Annotated in this window: 18 protein-coding genes; 12 read left to right on the forward strand and 6 right to left on the reverse strand. The window is 73.3% G+C overall.

What is annotated here, in order from left to right; genetic code table 11:
- Positions 1–2 precede the first annotated feature (2 nt).
- On the forward strand, positions 3–3,578 hold the full coding sequence (gene cobN, locus AC156L_RS09240; RefSeq protein WP_330877115.1) for a cobaltochelatase subunit CobN: 3,576 nt from the start codon (positions 3–5) through the stop codon (positions 3,576–3,578).
- A gap of 398 nt (positions 3,579–3,976) precedes the next feature.
- A complete protein-coding gene (locus AC156L_RS09245) occupies positions 3,977–5,029 on the forward strand; it encodes a LacI family DNA-binding transcriptional regulator (protein ID WP_484406749.1) in 1,053 nt (350 codons plus the stop codon).
- Between the two features lie 127 nt (positions 5,030–5,156).
- Here the strand turns inward: AC156L_RS09245 and AC156L_RS09250 are convergent, their stop codons facing one another.
- Complete coding sequence (locus tag AC156L_RS09250) at positions 5,157–5,576, reverse strand: LapA family protein (RefSeq protein ID WP_414719930.1); 420 nt, start codon at positions 5,574–5,576, stop codon at positions 5,157–5,159.
- Between the two features lie 42 nt (positions 5,577–5,618).
- On the reverse strand, positions 5,619–8,363 hold the full coding sequence (locus AC156L_RS09255) for an nSTAND1 domain-containing NTPase (RefSeq protein ID WP_330877117.1): 2,745 nt from the start codon (positions 8,361–8,363) through the stop codon (positions 5,619–5,621).
- A gap of 263 nt (positions 8,364–8,626) precedes the next feature.
- On the opposite strand from AC156L_RS09255, the gene AC156L_RS09260 reads away from it, so the two are divergent.
- The 3 genes from AC156L_RS09260 to AC156L_RS09270 all read left to right on the forward strand — a co-directional run bounded on the left by AC156L_RS09260 (position 8,627) and on the right by AC156L_RS09270 (position 11,082).
- The gene (locus AC156L_RS09260) at positions 8,627–9,511 is read left to right on the forward strand and encodes a terpene synthase family protein (protein ID WP_330877118.1); all 885 of its coding nucleotides are present in this window, start codon (positions 8,627–8,629) and stop codon (positions 9,509–9,511) included.
- A gap of 84 nt (positions 9,512–9,595) precedes the next feature.
- A complete protein-coding gene (locus tag AC156L_RS09265; RefSeq protein ID WP_330877119.1) occupies positions 9,596–10,780 on the forward strand; it encodes an esterase-like activity of phytase family protein in 1,185 nt (394 codons plus the stop codon).
- A gap of 71 nt (positions 10,781–10,851) precedes the next feature.
- Positions 10,852–11,082 (forward strand): hypothetical protein, encoded by a 231-nt coding sequence (locus tag AC156L_RS09270; RefSeq protein WP_330877120.1) that lies wholly within the window; start codon positions 10,852–10,854, stop codon positions 11,080–11,082.
- Here the strand turns inward: AC156L_RS09270 and AC156L_RS09275 are convergent, their stop codons facing one another.
- The 3 genes from AC156L_RS09275 to AC156L_RS09285 form a co-directional block, all read right to left on the reverse strand.
- Complete coding sequence (locus AC156L_RS09275; RefSeq protein WP_330877121.1) at positions 11,083–11,580, reverse strand: DUF4232 domain-containing protein; 498 nt, start codon at positions 11,578–11,580, stop codon at positions 11,083–11,085.
- Between the two features lie 145 nt (positions 11,581–11,725).
- Positions 11,726–12,250 (reverse strand): hypothetical protein, encoded by a 525-nt coding sequence (locus AC156L_RS09280; protein ID WP_330877122.1) that lies wholly within the window; start codon positions 12,248–12,250, stop codon positions 11,726–11,728.
- 70 nt (positions 12,251–12,320) lie between these two features.
- Complete coding sequence (locus AC156L_RS09285) at positions 12,321–13,529, reverse strand: ROK family transcriptional regulator (protein WP_330877123.1); 1,209 nt, start codon at positions 13,527–13,529, stop codon at positions 12,321–12,323.
- A gap of 95 nt (positions 13,530–13,624) precedes the next feature.
- On the opposite strand from AC156L_RS09285, the gene xylA reads away from it, so the two are divergent.
- From xylA to AC156L_RS09305, 4 genes are all read left to right on the forward strand, one after another.
- On the forward strand, positions 13,625–14,794 hold the full coding sequence (gene xylA, locus AC156L_RS09290; RefSeq protein WP_330877124.1) for a xylose isomerase: 1,170 nt from the start codon (positions 13,625–13,627) through the stop codon (positions 14,792–14,794).
- Positions 14,794–16,191: a xylulokinase gene (gene xylB, locus AC156L_RS09295; protein WP_330877125.1), complete on the forward strand. Its 1,398-nt coding sequence runs from the start codon at positions 14,794–14,796 to the stop codon at positions 16,189–16,191. The genes xylA and xylB overlap by 1 nt, the downstream gene beginning before the upstream one ends.
- Positions 16,192–16,298: 107 nt before the next feature.
- The gene (locus tag AC156L_RS09300) at positions 16,299–16,466 is read left to right on the forward strand and encodes a hypothetical protein (protein ID WP_330877126.1); all 168 of its coding nucleotides are present in this window, start codon (positions 16,299–16,301) and stop codon (positions 16,464–16,466) included.
- Positions 16,467–16,523: 57 nt separating this feature from the next.
- Positions 16,524–17,540: an NAD-dependent epimerase/dehydratase family protein gene (locus AC156L_RS09305; protein WP_330877127.1), complete on the forward strand. Its 1,017-nt coding sequence runs from the start codon at positions 16,524–16,526 to the stop codon at positions 17,538–17,540.
- Here the strand turns inward: AC156L_RS09305 and AC156L_RS09310 are convergent.
- Positions 17,537–17,773, reverse strand: coding sequence for a DUF6480 family protein (locus AC156L_RS09310; RefSeq protein ID WP_330877128.1), 237 nt, complete (start codon positions 17,771–17,773; stop codon positions 17,537–17,539). The two genes, AC156L_RS09305 and AC156L_RS09310, sit on opposite strands and share 4 nt — an antisense overlap.
- 98 nt (positions 17,774–17,871) lie before the next feature.
- On the opposite strand from AC156L_RS09310, the gene AC156L_RS09315 reads away from it, so the two are divergent.
- From AC156L_RS09315 to AC156L_RS09325, 3 genes are read left to right on the forward strand one after another with little or no spacing between them, the layout of a single operon-like run.
- A complete protein-coding gene (locus tag AC156L_RS09315) occupies positions 17,872–18,453 on the forward strand; it encodes a nucleotidyltransferase family protein (protein ID WP_330877129.1) in 582 nt (193 codons plus the stop codon).
- Positions 18,450–18,698: a BON domain-containing protein gene (locus AC156L_RS09320; protein ID WP_330877130.1), complete on the forward strand. Its 249-nt coding sequence runs from the start codon at positions 18,450–18,452 to the stop codon at positions 18,696–18,698. The genes AC156L_RS09315 and AC156L_RS09320 overlap by 4 nt, the downstream gene beginning before the upstream one ends.
- Positions 18,695–19,432 (forward strand): metallophosphoesterase family protein, encoded by a 738-nt coding sequence (locus AC156L_RS09325; protein WP_330877131.1) that lies wholly within the window; start codon positions 18,695–18,697, stop codon positions 19,430–19,432. Before AC156L_RS09320 ends, AC156L_RS09325 begins: the two co-directional genes overlap by 4 nt.
- Positions 19,433–19,441 lie beyond the last annotated feature (9 nt).

Below are 19,441 nucleotides of genomic sequence, written 5' to 3' on the forward strand. Positions count from 1 at the left end.
GCGTGATCCTGCTGCTGTCGACCTCCGACACCGACCTGCTGTCCGCACGGGCCAGCGGTGCCGACTACCGGCTCGCCAACCCGTCGCGCCTGGGCGTCGAGGACCTGCCCGAGCTGGTCGAGGGCGCCGACGTCGTCGTCGTGCGCATCCTCGGTGGCCGTCGCATGTGGGAGGAGGGCCTGGACGCGGTCCTGGCCGGTCCGCGCCCGGTGGTCGTGCTCGGTGGCGAGCAGAACCCCGACGCGCCGCTGATGGAGCTGTCCACGGTGCCCGGCGGCGTGTGCGCGGAGGCCCACGCGTACCTCGCGCACGGCGGTGCGGCGAACCTCGCGGAGCTGCACAACTTCCTCTCCGACACGATCCTGCTGACCGGCAACGGCTTCGCGCCGCCGGTCCCGGCACCCAACTGGGGGCTGCTCGACCGGCCCGAGCCGACGACGGACGGGCCGACCGTCGCGGTGCTGTACTACCGCGCCCACCACGTGGCCGGGAACGTCGCGTTCGTGCACGCCCTGTGCGACCAGATCGAGGCCAAGGGCGGTCGGGCGCTGCCGGTGTACTGCTCGTCGCTGCGCACGGCCGAGGCCGAGCTGCTGGCCGTGCTGGGCACCGCGGACACGCTGGTCGTCACGGTGCTGGCGGCGGGCGGCAGCAAGCCCGCCACCGTGGGCGCGGGCGGCGAGGACGAGGCGTGGGACGTGGGCGCGCTGGCCGCGCTGGACGTGCCGATCCTCCAGGGCCTGTGCCTCACCAGCAGCCGCGCGGCGTGGGACGAGAACGACGACGGCCTGTCGCCGCTGGACACCGCGACCCAGGTCGCGATCCCGGAGTTCGACGGCCGGATCATCACGGTTCCGTTCTCCTTCAAGGAGGTCGACGAGGACGGCCTGACGGTCTACGTCGCCGACCCGGAGCGCGCGGCGCGGGTCGCCGGTATCGCGCTGGGGCACGCCCGGCTGCGCCACACCCCGCCGTCGGAGCGGAAGATCGCGGTGATGCTGTCGGCGTACCCGACGAAGCACTCGCGCATCGGCAACGCGGTCGGGCTGGACACCCCGGCCAGCGTCGTGCGGCTGCTGACCGCGCTGCGCGAGCGGGGCTACGACATCGGCGCGCCCGGTGAACTCCCCGGCGTGGAGCAGCTCGACGGGGACGCCCTGATCCACGCGCTGATCGCGGCCGGTGGGCAGGACCCGGACTGGCTGACCGAGGAGCAGTTCACCGGCAACCCGGTGCGGATGACCGCGGCGCGGTACCGCGAGTTCTTCGCGACCCTGCCGGAGGACACCCGCGCGGAGGTGGAGCAGCACTGGGGGCAGGCGCCCGGTGAGCTGTTCGTCGACCGCTCGCACGACGCCGACGGGGAGATCGTGCTCGCGGCGCTGCGGGCCGGGAACGTCGTCGTCATGGTCCAGCCGCCGCGCGGCTTCGGGGAGAACCCGATCGCGATCTACCACGACCCCGACCTGCCGCCGAGCCACCACTACCTGGCCGCCTACCGCTGGCTGGCCGACGACTTCGGCGCGCACGCCGTCGTGCACGTCGGCAAGCACGGCAACCTGGAGTGGCTGCCCGGCAAGACCGTGGGCATGTCGGCGGGCTGCGGGACCGACGCGGCCCTGGGCGACCTGCCGCTGATCTACCCGTTCCTGGTGAACGACCCCGGCGAGGGCACGCAGGCCAAGCGCCGCGCCCACGCGACGCTCGTGGACCACATGGTCCCGCCGATGGCGCGCGCCGACAGCTACGGCGACATCGCCCGGCTGGAGCAGCTGCTGGACGAGCACGGCAACATCGCCGCGATGGACCCGGCGAAGCTGCCCGCCATCAGGGCCCAGATCTGGACCCTGATCCAGGCCGCGAAGCTCGACCACGACCTCGGGCTGGAGGACCGCCCGCACGACGCCGAGTTCGACGAGTTCATCCTCCACGTCGACGGCTGGCTGTGCGAGATCAAGGACGTTCAGATCCGCGACGGCCTGCACGTCCTCGGTGAGGCCCCCACCGGGGACGCCCGCGTGGGGCTGGTGCTGGCGATGCTCCAGGCGAAGCAGATGTGGGCCGGGCAGGTGGCCGCGCTGCCGGGGCTGCGGGAGGCGTTGGGGCTCAACGAGGACGGGTCGGAGTCGCGGACCACCACCGACGACGTCGAGACCACCGCGCGGGCGCTCGTGCAGGGCATGGAGGACGCGGGCTGGGCGCGGGAGGCCGCGCGCGGGCTGACGGGGTCCGAGCAGGTGGCCCGGATCCTGGAGTTCGCCGCCGACGAGATCGTGCCCCGGCTGGCGCGCACCACCGACGAGATGACGAACGTCCTGCACGCGCTGGACGGCGGCTACGTGCCCGCGGGCCCGTCGGGGTCGCCGCTGCGCGGCCTGGTCAACGTGCTGCCCACGGGGCGGAACTTCTACTCGGTCGACCCGAAGGCCATCCCGTCGAGGCTGGCGTGGGAGACCGGGCAGGCGATGGCCGAGTCGCTGCTGGCCCGCTACCGCGAGGAGACCGGCGAGTGGCCGCCGTCGGTGGGCCTGTCGGTGTGGGGGACGTCGGCGATGCGCACCTCCGGCGACGACATCGCCGAGGTGTTCGCGCTCATGGGCGTCCGTCCGGTGTGGGACGACCAGTCCCGCCGGGTGACCGGGCTGGAGCCCGTCCCGCTGGAGGAGCTGGACCGGCCGCGCATCGACGTGACGGTCCGGATCAGCGGGTTCTTCCGGGACGCCTTCCCGCACGTCGTGGCCATGCTGGACGACGCGGTGCGGCTGGTGGCGGCGCTGGACGAGCCCGCAGAGGCCAACTTCGTCCGCGCCCACGCCCAGGCCGACCTCGCCGAGCACGGCGACGCGCGCCGGGCCACCATGCGGATCTTCGGGAGCAAGCCGGGCGCGTACGGGGCCGGGCTGCTGCCGTTGATCGACAGCCGGAACTGGCGCGACGACGCCGATCTGGCCGAGGTGTACGCGGTGTGGGGCGGGTACGCGTACGGGCGCGAGCTGGACGGCGTCCAGGCCCGGCCCGACATGGAGTCGGCCTACAAGCGGATCGCCGTGGCGGCCAAGAACATCGACACGCGCGAGCACGACATCGCCGACTCCGACGACTACTTCCAGTACCACGGCGGGATGGTCGCGACGGTGCGGGCGTTGACCGGCAAGGCGCCCGCCGCGTACGTCGGCGACAGCACCCGACCGGACGCGGTGCGCACGAGGACGTTGAACGAGGAGACCACGAGGATCTTCCGGGCACGGGTGGTGAACCCCCGGTGGCTGTCGGCCATGCGGAAGCACGGGTACAAGGGTGCGTTCGAACTGGCGGCCACTGTGGACTACCTGTTCGGGTACGACGCCACGACCGGTGTGGTGGCGGACTGGATGTACGAGAAGCTGGCCGAGACGTACGTGATGGACCCGGAGAACCAGAAGTTCATGACGGAGTCCAACCCCTGGGCCCTGCACGGGATTTCGGAGCGGTTGCTGGAGGCGGCTGATCGGGGGATGTGGGAGCACCCCAACCCCGAGACGGTGGCGGCGCTCCAGGCCGTGTACCTCCAGACCGAGGGGGATCTGGAGGATCGGTGACGGTGTTCCGGGGGCCAGCGGTGGGGGTTCGTGGTGGGTCGGCGGTCGCCGGGCCTGTCGGGTAGCTGTCGGCCCCGTCGGACCGGGTAGCCGCGAGTTCAGGGGGATCGGGCTGCCGCCGGCCCCGGTGGTGCGGTCGACGTGACCAGGGGCCCCCTCGATCCGACCCCGTGGTCGGGCTGGGGGCAGGTGGTGACACCGGGGTGGGGGTCACATCCCCCGAGCAGATCGGCCGTGGTTCGGGGAAGGCCCCGGCTGCCTGTTCGTCGCCTGGTCGGCTCACCCGTGGTTGGTGCTCAAAGGGGGCAAACCAGGCGTGGGCTGGGGTTTGGGTGCGCCAGTCGGGTGCCGTGCGCTCGACTTGGGTCTGTGAAGACCTAAGATGTCGCCCATGACTCATGGGGCGCTGGTGTTCGGTTGGGTTTCGCGTGACTGACGCGGCCCGTGGTCGACGCCTGGGCGCTCGCATCGAGGAGGTCGCCCGTGAGGCGGGCGTCTCGAAGTCGACCGTTTCCCGGGTCATCAACGGTGAGCAGTACGTCAGCTCCAGGGCTCGCGAAGCCGTGCACGCGGCCATCTCCAGCCTCGGGTACAGCCCGAACCAGGCTGCTCGGACGTTGGCAGGCAGTCGGACCAACTGCATCGCGCTCGTCGTGTCGGAGCAGGGTAGTCGGGTGCTGTCCGATCCGTTCTTCGCCGGTGTCCTCCGCGGTGTGCACGCCGAGCTGACCGGGCACCGGGTGCAGCTGGTGCTGATGATGAGCCAGCAGGACGACGAGAAGGACCTCGTCGGCTACCTGTGCGGCGGGCACGTCGACGGTGCCCTGGTGGTGAGCCTGCACGGGCAGGACCCGTTGCCGCGCACGCTCGCCGACGCCGGGTTGCCGATCGTCGTCGGTGGGCGGCCGTTGGGGGCGTCCGGTGTTCCGTACGTGGACGCGGACAACTTCAACGGCGCGCTGGAAGCCGCACGTCACCTGGCTGTGACGGGGCGGCGTCGGATCGCCACCATCGCCGGTCCGAAGGACATGGCCGTGGGCATGGACCGGTTGAGCGGGTGGCGGCGGGGGTTGAGCGAGTCCGGGTTGGAGTCCGACCTGGTCGCGTACGGCGACTTCACGCCCGAGAGCGGTGCGTTGGCGATGGCCGATCTGCTGGCCAGGGAACCGGCCATCGACGGTGTGTTCGTGGCCGCGGACATCATGGCCCTGGGGGCTCTGCAAGCGTTGCACGCCAACGGCAAGCGCGTGCCGGACGACGTGGCCGTGGTCGGGTTCGACGACCTGGCCCTGGCGTCCACCGCCGTGCCGCCGCTGACCACGGTCAAGCAGGACGTGGAGCAGCTCGGTCGCACGATGACGTGGCGGCTGCTCGCCGAGTTGGCGGGCGAGGACGGGTTGCCGCCGTCGTTGCTGCTCCCCACCTCGTTGGTGGTGAGGGCCAGCGCCTGATCCTCCCGCGGGTGCGTGCCGTGGACGTCTCTGTCCACTGTGAACACCCGCCCGAGCCGACGCGCCGGAACTCCCTGCCGCTCAACGCCTCGACCGGGTCGCGTCCGCGCGGACGCGACCCGGTCGCCTAGCGCAGGGCCCGCTTGGTCTGGCGGCGCAGCTGCATGATCCGGGCCGCGCCGACCAGCGCGACCAGCAGCGCCCCACCGATCGAGGCGAACAGCAGGGCCACGCCGAGCGGCAGCGTGAACGCGCCGCCGAGGAAGTGGATCGTCACGTCGGTCAGGTTCTGGAGGATGAACACCAGCAGGAAGATCAGCACGAAGATCGCCACGATGACGGCGACCCACGTCCCGCTGATCCGGGTGGGTTTGATCTTGGCGTGCGACGTCGGCGCCGGGGCCGACGTCGGCTCGACGGGTGCGCTCGGGTCGATCACGGCAGGTGGGTGCGTGATCGACTCGTCCGCGGGCGTCGACGGGTCCGCCGGAGCACCGAGGTCCACCGGGTGGACGTCGGTCGTGCGGTCATCACGGGGAGTGTTCACCCGAACCAGTATCGACCCCTCCGGGTGTTTCCGCAGCGCACGTCATCCGCACGGCGCAGTGAACGGCAGGCCGGGGAAGAACCGGTCCCAGTCCTGGCGGCTCAGGGGCCCGCCCGCGCACAGCCGGGCCACGGCGCCCGCCTCGTCGAAGTCCCAGCGGCGGGACGAGCCGTCACCGCTCGACGTCATCACCACGGCGTTGCGGTCGGACCCGGCGCGCGGCGTGAACTCGATGCTGTGCACGGTGGTCGTCGGGCCCGTGACGGTCGCGGGCGCGCCCGGTCGCCGCCGGTCGGTGATGGTCCAGAGCCGCACGGTGTCGTCGCCCGCCGCGCTCGCGAGGTGCTCGCCGTCCTCGGAGATCGCGAGCGCCTTGATCCCGCCGGACTGCGCCGTCAGCTCGGACAGCTTCTCGGGCCGCAGCGGGTCCGCCAGGTCCCAGAGCCGGATGACGCCGTCCACGCCGCCGGTCGCGAGCAGCCGCCGGTCCCGCGAGAGCGCCACCGTGGAGATGTGCGGGATGCTCCGCAGCTCGCCGAACACGAACGGCCCAGCGGGGGAGTCCAGGCGCCACAGGCCGGTGGTGCTGTCCTCGTCGATCGTCACGAGCACCTGCCCGCTCTGGTCGAACCGCACCTCGCGACCGCGAACCCCCGGCCGGGACAGCGTCGAGACCAGCGCGGGCGCGCTGGGGTCGGCCATGTCCCACAGGCGGACCGACGTGCTGTCGTCGGCGTCGACCGTGGCCATCCGGCTGCCGTCGGGGGACAGCGACGCGGCGATCAGCCGGTTCGGGAACCGGTGCAGGAAGGCGGGTTCCGCCGCGTCGGTGAGGTCCCAGACCTCCTCCAGCGTGGTCGCGAGCACCCGGTCGCGCGAGGTGAACCCGAGCGACCGCACGGCGTCCGGTTCGCTCGACCCGTCCGGCACGGCGGCCTGCCCCCTGCCCCGGACGGGGTTGCCGTCCGGCCCCATCGACGAGTCCGCCCTCGGGATGACCCGGCGCACGAGGTGGTCGCCCCAGGTGGCCGTCGAGGTCGTGAGCAGGCCGTCCACCACGTCCCTGGTGGGTTCCAGCCGGTAGGCGGCGACGCTGAGCTTCTTGGCGAGCGTGGGGTTGCTGTCCCGCATCCGCACGGCCGCGCTCGCGATCTGCTGCGCCACGGCGATGTTGCGCTGCTCGTCCGCCAGAGCCTGCGCCCGGATCGTCTGCACGATCGCCCCGCCCGCGAGCACGAGCAGCACCAGCAGCAGCGCGACGAGCTGCCGCAGCCTGCGCGTGCGGCGCAGCGCGAGGCTCTGCTCCCGGTCGCGGGCGCTCAGGCTCGCGGTGAGGAACTCCCGCTCGCGCGAGCTGAGCCGCACCTCGTCGCGGGCCGCCCACTCGGCGGCGGCGTCCAGCCGGGTGCCCCGGTAGAGCGAGTCGGGGTCGCGGGCCAGCAGGTCCCACGTGGCCGCGGCCTCGGTGAGCTGCCGCCCGGTGCGCAGGCCGTCGCGGTTCTCGTTCAGCCAGCCGCGCAGCCGGGGCCACGCGCGGATCAGCACCTCGTGGGCGATCTCGACGGCGTCCTGGTCCAGCGTCAGCAGCCGGGCGTGCGCCAGGCGGTCCAGCACGACCTGCGTGTCCACGTCGTCGGTGTCCAGCTCGCCGCGGGCGAGCCTGCGCTTGGTGTCCTCGGTGCGGTCGCCCAGCGCGGTGAGCCGCAGGAAGACCTGCCGCGCGAGCGCCCGCTGGTCGGTCTCCAGCGCCGTGTACGTCCGTTCGGCGGTCTGCGCGAGCGCGTGCTGGATGCCGCCCGCGGCCTCGTACCCGGCCAGGGTGAGGGTGGTCCCGCGTCTTCGCCGCCACGTCTCCAGCAGCGCGTGCGACACCAGCGGCAGCACGCCGGGCTGACCGGTCGCGTCCGCCACCAGGCGCGTGACCAGCGCCGTCTCGACCGTGCAGCCGACCTTGGCGGCGGGCCGCATGATCGCCTGGCGCAGCTCCTCCGCCGACATCGGCCCCAGCAGCAGCTGCGCGTCCCGCAGCGCCTCCACCAGCCCGGTGTGCTGGGCGCAGTGCCCGTAGAAGTCGGCGCGGACGCCGATCACGACCTGGCAGCGCGTCCGCGACGCGTCCAGCAGGGCCTCGATGAACGCGGTGCGCGCCGCCGTGTCCTGGCAGAGGGTGAAGACCTCCTCGAACTGGTCGACCACCAGCACCAGCGCGTCCACCTCGGCGCCGATGACCCGGTCCAGCACGTCCGGGCTCAGGTCCAGCTCGGCCGGGGTGACCACGACGGAGGAGGTGCACTCCAGCGCGCCCTCGGCGATCCGCGGCACCAGCCCGGCCCGCAGCAGCGACGACTTGCCCGCGCCCGACGCGCCGAACACGCCCACCAGCCGCCGGTCGGACATCCGGTCGACCAGGTCGTCCAGGAACCGCTCGCGGCCGAAGAAGCGGTCCGCGTCCTCGGGCTGGAACGCCGCCAGTCCCGCGTAGGGCGGGGTGCCGCCGTCGGACGGCGGGGTCTCCGACGGCGCGACCTCGGCCGCGACCTCGCGCCACCGGCTCTCCCACACCCCTGGGTCGCCGTCGCACGCCTGCACGTAGGCCAGGGTCACGGCCAGGCTCGGCAGCTTCCGCCCGCCCGCGGCGTCCGAGAGCGTCGTGGCCGAGTAGTGCGCGCGGGTCCCCAGCTGGCGGTAGGTGCGCCCGCCCGCCTGGTCCCGGAGGGTCCGCAGGTCGGCCGCGAACCTCAGCAGAGGAGTGTCACCGTCGTCGAGCGGGCGTTCCCCACGCGGCACCCTGCCACCTCCTCGTCCCGCCCCGATTGTCCTGAGCTGCTCCTGGGACGTCCAGTGGGCTCGTCCCGGCCACGCGGGGCTAGGGGCCTCTAGGGGTTGTCCGTGGTTGTGAAACGTCGTTATTTTTCCGGTGTGGCCGGTCGCTGTCGCCCGGCCCTGGAGAACAGCTAACGGAGGTGGGTTGAGCCATGGGCGTAGGCGCATTCACACTCAGCGGACTCGATGTGCCGGAACCACGTGCGGCGACAACGCCACCGTTCGTGATGTGCGCGTTCGACACCGAGTCGAACGCCGCGGACCACCTGGTGTCCGACCACTCGGTCGGCTGGGCGGTGTCGCTGGGACTGCTCCCACCGCACGGGATGGCCGAGTTGGCCGGGATGGACCTCGGGTACCTCGTGGGCTACGGGTTCCCGAACGCCGACTACGAGCAGCTGCGGCTGGTGGGCGACTGGGCGGTGCTCCAGGCGGTGCTCCAGGACGAGCACCTGGCCGCCGAGGACCTCGACCTCCTGCTCGCCGTCCTGCGCGCCGAACCGGTGCCTCCGGGAGACCCGAGAGCCGACGCGATGGCGGACCTGCGGACCAGGCTGCTGGCGCTGGGCGGGCCGGAGTGGCTGGAGTCGTTCGCGGACGAGGTGGCCCGGATGTTCGACGGGTTCACCCGCGAGGCGCTCGACGACCACCACGGCCGGGTCCCCAGCCCCGAGGCGCACGCCGCCCTGCGGGAGCTGACCGTCGGCCTGCACCCGATGTTCCGGTTCGGCGGACCGGTCGACGGGATCGACCTGCCGCCGAAGGTCCGCGAGCACTCCGCGCTGCGCGAACTCGCCTCCACCGCCTGTCGGATCGTCGGCTACGCGCGCGACCTCTACACCCACCGCGCCGAGATCGCCCGCGGCGGTGTGCACAACCTGGTGCTGGTGACCATGCGGTCCCAGTCGGTCGTGCTGGACCAGGCGGTGGACCGCGCGGTCGAGATCCACGACGACGAGGTCCGCGACTTCGTCCGGAAGGCCGCCGACCTGCCGTCGTTCGGCGGACAGGTCGACGAGCAGGTCCGCGGGTACGTGGGGCTGCTGCGCCGCTGGATCGGCGGCCACCGCAAGTGGGCGGAGTACACCGGCAGGTACCGCGATCCCGGCTGAGCGTTGGCGATCCGTTCACCTCGGCCGCCTACGGTGCGCCCACGCGCGGCCGGAGGAGGGCGCGCCGGAGAGGACGGAACACCCATGCGGAGACCACTCGTGCTCGGGGCGGCCCTGCTCGTGGCGGTGGCGGGCGTCGTCCCCGGCGCCTCCGCGTCCGGTCCGCACGACTTCGGACGCGCCACCCTCACGGGGTTCGCCTCGCTGCCCGCCGAGACGTTCGTGCCGGGCAGCGAACCCTCGGGCGCCGCCCTGGGCGGCACGCCGTCCAACGGGATCGTGCCCCCGTTCGCCGACCAGCCCGTGCAGGGCTTCAGCGGTGTCGTCCGCAACGACGACGGCACGTTCGAGGTGCTGTCGGACAACGGTTACGGCAGCAGGGCCACCAGCGCCGACTTCCTGCTGCGGATCCACCGCATCGCGCCGGACTTCGCCTCCGGCGGCGTCGACGTGCTCGGCGGCGTGACGCTGACCGACCCGCGCGGGCTCGTGCCGTTCCCGCTGACCCGGCCCGACCGGGTGCTCACCGGCGCCGACTTCGACGTCGAGTCGATCACGCGGGTCGCGGACGGCGGTTACTGGCTCGGCGACGAGTTCGGTCCGTACCTGCTGCACGTCGACCGCGCGGGCAGGCTGCTGGCCGCGCCCGTGCCGCTGCCCGGCGTGTTCGCGCCGGAGAACCCCGCCGGACCACCGAACCTGGGTGGCAGCAAGGGTTTCGAGGGCTTGGCGCAGTCGCCCGACGGCAGGTTCCTGTACCCGCTGCTGGAGGGGACGGTCACCGGCGACGTGCCGGGGACGCTGCGGCTCAGCGAGTTCGACCTCGCCCGCGGCGCCTACACCGGGCAGGGCCACCGCTACCGGCTCGGCTCGCCCGACCTCGCCATCGGCGACCTGGTCGCGGTGGACCGCGACCGCTTCCTGGTCCTGGAACGCGACGGAGCCCAGGGCGCGGACGCGCTGGTGAAGCGGATCTACCTGGCCGACCGGCGCGACCGCGACCGCGACGGCTACCTGGACAAGACCCTCGTCGCCGACCTGCTGGACATCGCCAACCCGCGTCGGGTCGGCGGGTTCGGCGAGACGTTCCGGTTCCCGTTCACCACCATCGAGGACGTGGTGGTCCTGGACGACAGCACGCTGGGGGTGTTGAACGACAACAACTTCCCGTTCTCGTCGGGGCGCACGCCGGGCGAGGCCGACGACAACGAGTTCATCACCATCAGGCTCGCCGAGCGGCTGCACGCCGACCCGCGCGTCCTGCGCTGACGAGGGAGCGCCTCTCCCACGACGGGAGGGCGCTTCCCCGACCCGGTCATGCCCCACCGCCCTCCTCGGGGGTGAGCGCCACGGCCAGGTCGGCGGACGCGCAGGCCGCGGGCCCGGCGGCGGACGCGGCGGTGGAGCCCGCGGGTGCGGTGGTGGCCGTGGACGGGCCGGGCGACCGGGCCGAGACCGAGGCCGGGGCGCTCGACGGCGTCCCCCCGCCCTGGCTCGTGCAGGCGCTGAGCAGGGCGGCCGAGACCGCCAGGGTGATCTCGCCGGTGGTGCTCACGACGGGCCTCCCGTGATCAGTTCTCGCCGATGACCGGGCTCAGCCGGACCTCGGCCCCGCTGACGGGCACCGACGGCCACGGCGACTTCTCGGACACGTCCTCGGCGGACGACGGCAGCGAGAACGCGACGGCCGACACCGGGTTGGCCTGCTCCCCGGTGCGCTCGACCAGGTAGGAGACGGCCGAGCCGCCGGGGGTGGTGGTCACCGGGACCGCGGTCGCGCCCGGCTGGGGCGTGGCGGAGACTCCCGGCGCGGTGTCGCCGTCGGAACCGAAGAACACGACGTCCGCGGGCACGCCCGCGAGCGTGCAGCGCGTGGTCTGCCCGGCCGCCGTGCAGCGGATGACGGAGGCGGAGTGCCCCGCCGCGTGCTCGGGGCTCCTGCTGACCGCGACGTCGACGTCAGCCGCGCCGCGCTCCGGGGCGTCGCCGGGCACCGCGCTCGCCACCCCGGCGAGCACGGCGGTGGACGCGACCGCGAGGACGGCACCGGTGCTGATCGACTTGCGCATGGCGCTTCCCCTCTCGTTGGTCCACGTCCCCCGTGCACCGGGGAACGTGTTCTCCGGGGATGTGCCCGAGCGCTACCTCCCCCACACCTTTCTCGAACATCGTCACAACCGGCCGACTCCGGGCCGGAAAAGCGGTCGGAAATGCTCAGCGCGCCCGCACGCCGTCGAGCAGCCGCCGGACGGCCTGCCCGCCGCCGCCGCGGACCTGCACGACGAGCACCACGCTCCTGTCCGCCGCGTCGGTCAGGACGGACTCGTCGACGCCGCGGCCGGGGCAGCGGTCCCACCGCCGCACCACCCCCGACCAGTGCGGTGACCCGACCCGCGACTCCGCCGCCGCGCCGCACCCCGCGTGCTCGCCGGACCAGCTCCGCGCGTCCGGGGCGTCGACGCGCCCGATGAACAGCCCCGGACCGTCCCCCGCGAGGTCGTGGAGGCGGCCCAGGTCCGGCGCCGCTTCCAGCGCGGGCCGCCGCACGCCGTCCGCGCCGGGCGTCCAGCCGCCCGTCCTGACCTGCCTGGCCCACGTGGCGGGCACGGTGGCGCTCACGCCGTCGGGAGCGGCGACGGTGGTCTCCGAGCCGCCGGGGCCGTCCGCGCTCACCGCGGCGAGCACGAGCGCCACGGGAACGGCCGCGGCGGCCACCGCCCGCGCCCGGCGTTCGCCCACGGCGTGCCGCAGCGCCGCGCAGAACGCGTCCGCCGCGTGCGCGCCCAGCTCGACCCCGGCTGAGCCGGTCCTACGCCAGCACGGCGGTGACGTAGGGATCGGGGTCGGCCAGGATCGCGCGGACGGCCGAGCCCGCCGCCCCGTGCACCGCGGCCTCCGAGCCCAGCGTGGACGCGATCACCTCGATCGGCGACCACTCCGAGCTGACCACCCGCTGCGTCAGCTCCGCCCGCAGCGGATCGCACAGCCACGGCGCGAGGCGGGCGTACGTGCCGCCCAGCACCACGGTCGGCAGGTCCAGCAGGTTGACCACGCCGGACAGCGCGACGCCGAGCGACTTCGCCGCGGACCGGGTGGCGGCCAGAGCCTTCCGGTCGCGGTTCGCGAGGCGCTCCAGCAGGTCGGTGACCAGCTCCTCCGGCTCGCGGTCGTCGAGCACGCCCGCCTGGCGCAGGATCTCCTCCTGGCCTGCCACGCGCTCCAGGCAGCCTCGCGAGCCGCACGGGCACGCGGGGCCGCGCGGGTCGACCATGATGTGGCCGATCTCCCCGCCGAACCCGAACACGCCCTCGAACAGGCCGCCGTCGACCACGATGCCCGCGCCGATGCCGATCTCGCCGGACACGTGCACGAAGTCGCGCGGTCCCGTGCCCTGCCACAGCTCGGCGAGCGCGGCGAAGTTCGCCTCGTTGCCGACGATCACCGGGATCTCGTCGAGCCCGGCCCGCCTGCTCAGCTCGCCGCGCACGTCGACCTCCCGCCAGCCCAGGTTCGGCGCGACCCGCAGGATGCCGGTGGCGGACTCGACCAGACCGGGCACGGCGACGCCCATGCCGCCGACCCGCACGCCCATCCGCTCGGCCTCGGCCAGCGCGGTCCTGACCGCCTTGGCGACGCGGGACAGCACGCGGGCGGGGGAGGGGGTGCGGTTGTCCGCCGAGTGGAGCCAGCGCGCGCGGACCTCGCCGGTCAGGTCGATCAGGCACGTGGCGAGGTAGTCGACGCCGATCTCCACGCCGAGGCCGTGCGGGCCGTCGGGCGCGAGGTAGAGGGCGGTGCCCCGCCTGCCGGGGCCGGGGCGGACGGCCGCCGCGCCCTCCACGACGAGGTTCGCGCCGATCATCCGGTCCACCAGGCTGGAGACGGTGGCCTTCGTGAGGCCCGTCCGCGCGGCGATCTCGGCGCGCGAGTGGCCGGACGGATCCGCGATGGCGTTGAGGACCAGGGCGCTGTTGTGCCTGCGAACGGTGTGCTGTCCGGCCGGCTGCGGTGAGGACACCGGGGGATGGTAGCCGTTCCACCACCGGGTGAAGGCGTTGACCTGCCGACGAACGCGCTATAAGTTTAGGCATCAAACTTATAGGAGGAGGACCCGTGGCAACGAAGCCCACTCGCGAGGACCGGTTCAGCTTCGGGCTGTGGACGGTCGGCTGGCGAGCACAGGACCCGTTCGGCGAGGCGACCCGCCCGGCGCTCGACCCGGTGCACGCGGTGCACAAGCTGTCCGAGCTGGGCGCGTGGGGCATCACCTTCCACGACGACGACCTCATCGCGTTCGGCACCGAGAGCGGCGAGCGCGACAAGCGGATCTCGTTGTTCAAGGACGCGCTCGACGAGACCGGCCTGACCGTGCCGATGGTGACCACGAACCTGTTCACCCACCCGGTGTTCAAGGACGGCGGCTTCACCAGCAACGACCGCGGCGTGCGCCGGTACGCGCTGCGCAAGGTGCTGCGCAACCTCGACCTGGCCGCCGAGCTGGGCGCGAAGACGTTCGTCCTCTGGGGCGGCCGCGAGGGCTCCGAGACCGACGCCGCGAAGGACGTCCGGTTCGCGCTCGACCGGTACCGCGAGGCGCTCGACACCCTCGCGCAGTACTCGATCGACAAGGGCTACGGCATCCGCTTCGCGCTGGAGCCCAAGCCGAACGAGCCCCGCGGCGACATCCTGCTGCCCACGATCGGCCACGCGCTGGCGTTCATCTCCACGCTGGAGCACCACGAGCTGGTCGGCGTGAACCCCGAGGTCGGCCACGAGCAGATGGCGGGCCTGAACTTCGTCCACGGCATCTCGCAGGCGCTGTGGCAGAAGAAGCTGTTCCACATCGACCTCAACGGCCAGCGCGGTCCGCGCTTCGACCAGGACCTGATCTTCGGCCACGGCGACGTGCTGTCCGCGTTCTTCCTCGTCGACCTGCTGGAGAACGGCGGCTACGACGGCCCCCGGCACTTCGACTACAAGCCGCTGCGCACCGAGGACTCCGACGGCGTGTGGTCCAGCGCCGCCGCGAACATGCGCACCTACCTGCTGCTCAAGGAGCGCGCCGCGGCCTTCCGCGCCGACCCCGAGGTGCAGGAGGCGCTGGCCGCCGCGAAGGTCGCCGAGCTGGGCGAGTCGACCCTCGCCGCCGGGGAGACGACCGAGGCGTTCCTGGCCGACCGGTCCGCGTTCGAGGACTACGACGTGGACGCGGCCGGTGCGCAGGGCTACGGTTTCGTCCACCTGTCGCAGTTGGCGCTCGAACACCTCCTGGGAGCTCGCTGATGGTGCTGGTCGCCGGGATCGACTCGTCCACCCAGTCCTGCAAGGTCGTCGTCCGCGACGCCGAGACGGGTGCCCTCGTCCGCGAGGGCAGGGCTTCACACCCCTCGGGCACCGAGGTCGACCCGGCGGCCTGGTGGGCCGCGCTGGGGCGGGCCGTCGACGCCGCGGGCGGTCTGGACGACGTCGCGGGTGTGTCGGTGGCCGCCCAGCAGCACGGCATGGTGTGCCTGGACGCCGACGGGAACGTGGTCCGTCCGGCACTGCTGTGGAACGACACCCGGTCGGCCGCCGCCGCGGCGGCGCTGACCGAGGAGCTGGGCGGGCCGGAGAAGTGGGCGCAGGCGGTCGGCAGCGTGCCGGTCGCGGCGCTCACCGTGACGAAGCTGCGCTGGCTGGCCGAGCACGAGCCGGAGAACGCGGCCCGCGTGGCCGCGGTGTGCCTGCCGCACGACTGGCTGACGTGGCGGCTCGCGGGCGCTCCCGGCCTGGACGCGCTGGTCACCGACCGGAGCGACGCCAGCGGCACCGGCTACTGGTCGCCGTCCACCGGGGAGTACCGGCTCGACCTGCTCGACCTCGCCCTGGGCCACCGCCCGCTGCTGCCCCGCGTGCTCGGTCCCGCCGACCACGCCGGGACCACGGCGGCGGGCGCCGTGCTCGGGGTGGGTGCGGGCGACAACGCGGGCGCCGCGCTGGGCGTGCAGGTCGGGCCGGGTGACGTCATCGTCTCCATCGGCACGTCCGGCACGGCCTTCGCCCGGTCACCGCACCCGTCGGCGGACGTGTCCGGTCTGGTCAACGGGTTCGCCGACGCGGAGGGGACGTTCCTGCCGCTGGTGTGCACGCTGAACGCCTCCAGGGTCCTGGACGCCACGGCGCGGGTGCTCGGTGTCGACCTCGCCGAGCTGTCCGGGCTGGCGCTGTCGGTGCCGTCGGCCGACGGGCTGGTCCTGGTGCCCTACCTCGAAGGGGAGCGGACGCCGAACAAGCCCGACTCGACCGGGGCGCTGCACGGGCTCCGGTTGGACACGGCCACCCCCGCGCACTTCGCGCGGGCGGCCGTGGAGGGGATGCTGTGCAGCCTGGCCGACGCCGTCGACGCGCTCACCGCGGTGGGCACGCCGATGAGCAGGGTGCTGCTGATCGGCGGCGGCGCCCAGTCACCCGCGGTGCGGGAGACCGCGCCCGCCGTGTTCGGCTGCCCGGTGCTCGTGCCCGAGCCCGGCGAGTACGTGGCCGACGGAGCGGCCCGGCAGGCCGCGTGGGCGGTCAGCGGGGAGCCGGCCCCTCCGCACTGGGGGGAGTCGCTGCGCACCACCGGCTTCGAGGCCCCCGCCACGCCCGGCGTCCGGGCCGCGTACGCGGCTGCCAGGGAATTGACGGTGTCGCGCGGTTGACGGTGGGTACCCCCTCGACATGAACCGCCGCACCGGAACGCCCCCGCCCCGACCTCCCGTCGGTGCGGGGGCGTTCCGCGTGAGCGGACGAGTGGAGATGGGGAACCGTGGAAACCAAGCGAACGAGCCCGGCGCCGACGGACGAGGCGCGCTTCGGCGGGTACGGCATGTGGGCACCGATGATCCCGATCAGCAGACACCCCGACGAGTGGGTGTGCTGGGTCGGCGATCCCGATGACGGCCTGGAGCCGGTCATCGTGCGCAGTGTGGACTGAGGGGGACCGGGTGCGCGACGGGCTGGGCGACCGGTCACCCGCGGATCCGGTACCCGCATGAGGGTCGTCGTCACCGGGGCGACCGGCAACGTCGGCACCGCGCTGCTGCGGAGGCTCGACCCCGGCGTCGAGGTCGTGGCGGTCGCGCGGCGGCTGCCCGCCGCGGGGCCGCCCTACGACCGGGCGGAGTGGAAGCGGATCGACATCGGGGTGCCCGGTGCCGAGGAACCGCTGGCCGAGGCGGTGCGCGGCGCGGACGCTGTGGTCCACCTGGCCTGGCTGATCCAGCCGAGCCGCGACGAGGCGACCACCCACCGCGTCAACGTGCTGGGCAGCGAACGGGTGTTCGCCGCCGCGGTGAGGGCCGGTGTGCGGCACCTCGTGCACATGTCGTCCGTCGGCGCGTACACGAGGGCGGACAAGGACCGCCGGGTCGACGAGCTGTGGCCCGTCGGCGGCATCCCGTCCTCCTGCTACAGCAGGCAGAAGTCGGCCGTGGAGCGGCTGCTCGACGGCGTCGAGCGGGACCACCCCGACCTGGTCGTCTCCCGGCCGCGCCCGAGCCTGATCCTCCAGCCCGACGCCGCCAGCGAGGTCAAGCGGTACTTCCTCGGGCCCCTGGTGCCGACCGCCCTGCTGCGCCTGGCGGCGGCGCGCGGGCTGCCGGTGCTGCCGCTGCCGCGCGGGCTGGTGCTCCAGTTCACCCACGCCGACGACGTCGCCGACGCCGTGGCGCGCGTGCTGGACACCCGGCTGCCGGGAGCGGTGAACATCGCCTCGGAGCCGGTGATCGGACCGCGCGACCTCGCGGCCCTGGTGGGGGCCAGGCACGTGCCGGTGCCCGAGACCGCCCTGCGGGCCGTGGCCGCCGCGACGTGGAGGCTGCACGCCCAGCCCACGTCACCCGGCTGGATCGACCTGGCGCTGGGCGCGCCGATCCTGTCCGCCGAGCGCGCCCGTGCCGAACTGGGGTGGACACCCGCCTCCGACGCCCGCGAGGTCGTCCGGCAGCTCGTCGAGGGCATGGCGCGGCGGGACGGCGTGCGGCGGAGCCCGCCGCTCCACCCCGGTTAGAACAGGGTCGACCAGTTCATCACCTGGGCGACCACGAAGCCCATGACCATCAGGGTCATCACCGCGATGATCACCAGCACCACCGGCCCGATGGCGCGGGACGGGATGGGCGGGTCCTTCGGCCCCGCGGGTGTCTGCGCCGAGTCGGGGGGCGTGTCGCCGGGCCGGACGCCACCTCCGCGTTCCAGGTCTGGTGTGCGGTACGGGTCCGGGTCCGGTGGGGTCGCTGTCATGGGAGCGGGGTACCCCGTTCGGCCCAACCGGAACCGGAACCGGACCGAACGGGCACTTCGCCGGTTTAGCCGATCGGGGGGCTCGGGTAAACAGGACCATGAGCGGAGTCCAGGACGAACTGCTGCGCACCCTTGTGAAGGTGGCGAACGCGTTGCGCGCCGCCGACATCCGCTTCGCGTTGACCGGCGGGTGCGCCGTGTACGCGCGCGGCGGTCCCGCCACCGAGCACGACGTCGACCTCCTGGTGAAGGAGGAGGACGCGGCCAAGGCCAGGTCCGCCCTAGTGGCGGCGGGCTGCCGGGCCGCGGACGCGCCGGAGAACTGGCTGCTGAAGGTCTACGACGGCGATTCGCTGGTGGACCTGCTGCACCGTCCCAACGAGATCCCCGTGACCGACGACATGCTCGACCACGCCGAGGAGCTGGCCGTCAGCTCCGTCTCGCTGCCCGTGATGCCCGCGACCGAGGTGATGATCAGCAAGCTGCTCGTGCTGGACGGTCACCGCTGCGACTTCAGCGAGCTGCTGCCGTTCGCGCGGGCGCTGCGGGAGCAGATCGACTGGCGGAAGGTGCGCGAGTCCACGGCGGACTCGCCCTACGCCGAGGCCTTCCTCGTCCTGGTCGAACGACTCGACCTGGTGGCTCCCCAGCTCACCAGCGTCCGGAGGAGTGCGTCATGACCTCAGAGCCCTACCTGTCCGCTCGGCTGCGGCGCGCCATCGCCGAAGACCCGAGGACGACCGAACTCGGCGTGCGGGTGACCGTGCGCGGCGACCACGTGCTGCTGTCCGGCGACGTGGCGTGCGAGGAGCGCCGCGCCGGGCTCGAAGCCGTCGTGCACGAGATCGCGCCGGATCTCCAGGTGGTGGACGACGTCCGCGTCGTCAGCGTCGCCGAACCCGAGGGAAGCGAGGAGCTGCGATGATCCGGATCGCCGCGGTCGGCGACGTGCACCTGGGAGCCGATGCCCGAGGCCGGATGCGCCCCGCGCTGGAGAAGGTGGGGGAGCACGCCGACGTGCTGCTGCTGGCCGGTGACCTCACCCGGCACGGCACGCTCGACGAGGCGCGGGTCGTCGCGGAGGAGTTCGCCGACCTGCCGGTGCCCGTCGTCGCCGTGCTCGGCAACCACGACCACCACGACGACAAGCCCGTCGAGGTGGCGAAGGTGTTGACCGACAGCGGGTTGCACGTCCTCGAAGGCGACGCGGTGGTGTTCCGCGTCGGTGACGAGCGGATCGGCGTGGCGGGCGTGAAGGGCTTCGGCGGCGGTTTCGCGGGCAAGTGCGGCAGCAACTTCGGCGAGCGCGAGATGAAGGCGTTCGTCGGCCACACGATCGGGATCGCGGACACCCTGCGGGCGGCGCTGCACTCGATCGATGCGGACGTCAAGGTCGCGCTCACCCACTACTCGCCGGTGCCGGACACCCTGCGCGGCGAGCCACCGGAGATCTACCCGTTCCTCGGGTCGTACCTGCTGGCCGAGGCGATCGACGCCACCGGGACCGACCTGGCGATCCACGGCCACGCGCACTTCGGCACCGAGCACGGCATGACGCCGGGCGGGGTGCGCGTCCGCAACGTGGCCCAGCCCATCATCCGCGCCGCCTACACCGTGTACAGCGTCGAACCGATGGTTAGGTCGGCCGTGGCTGGGTAACAAGAGGTC

The sequence above is a fragment of the Umezawaea sp. genome (genome assembly GCF_057122925.1).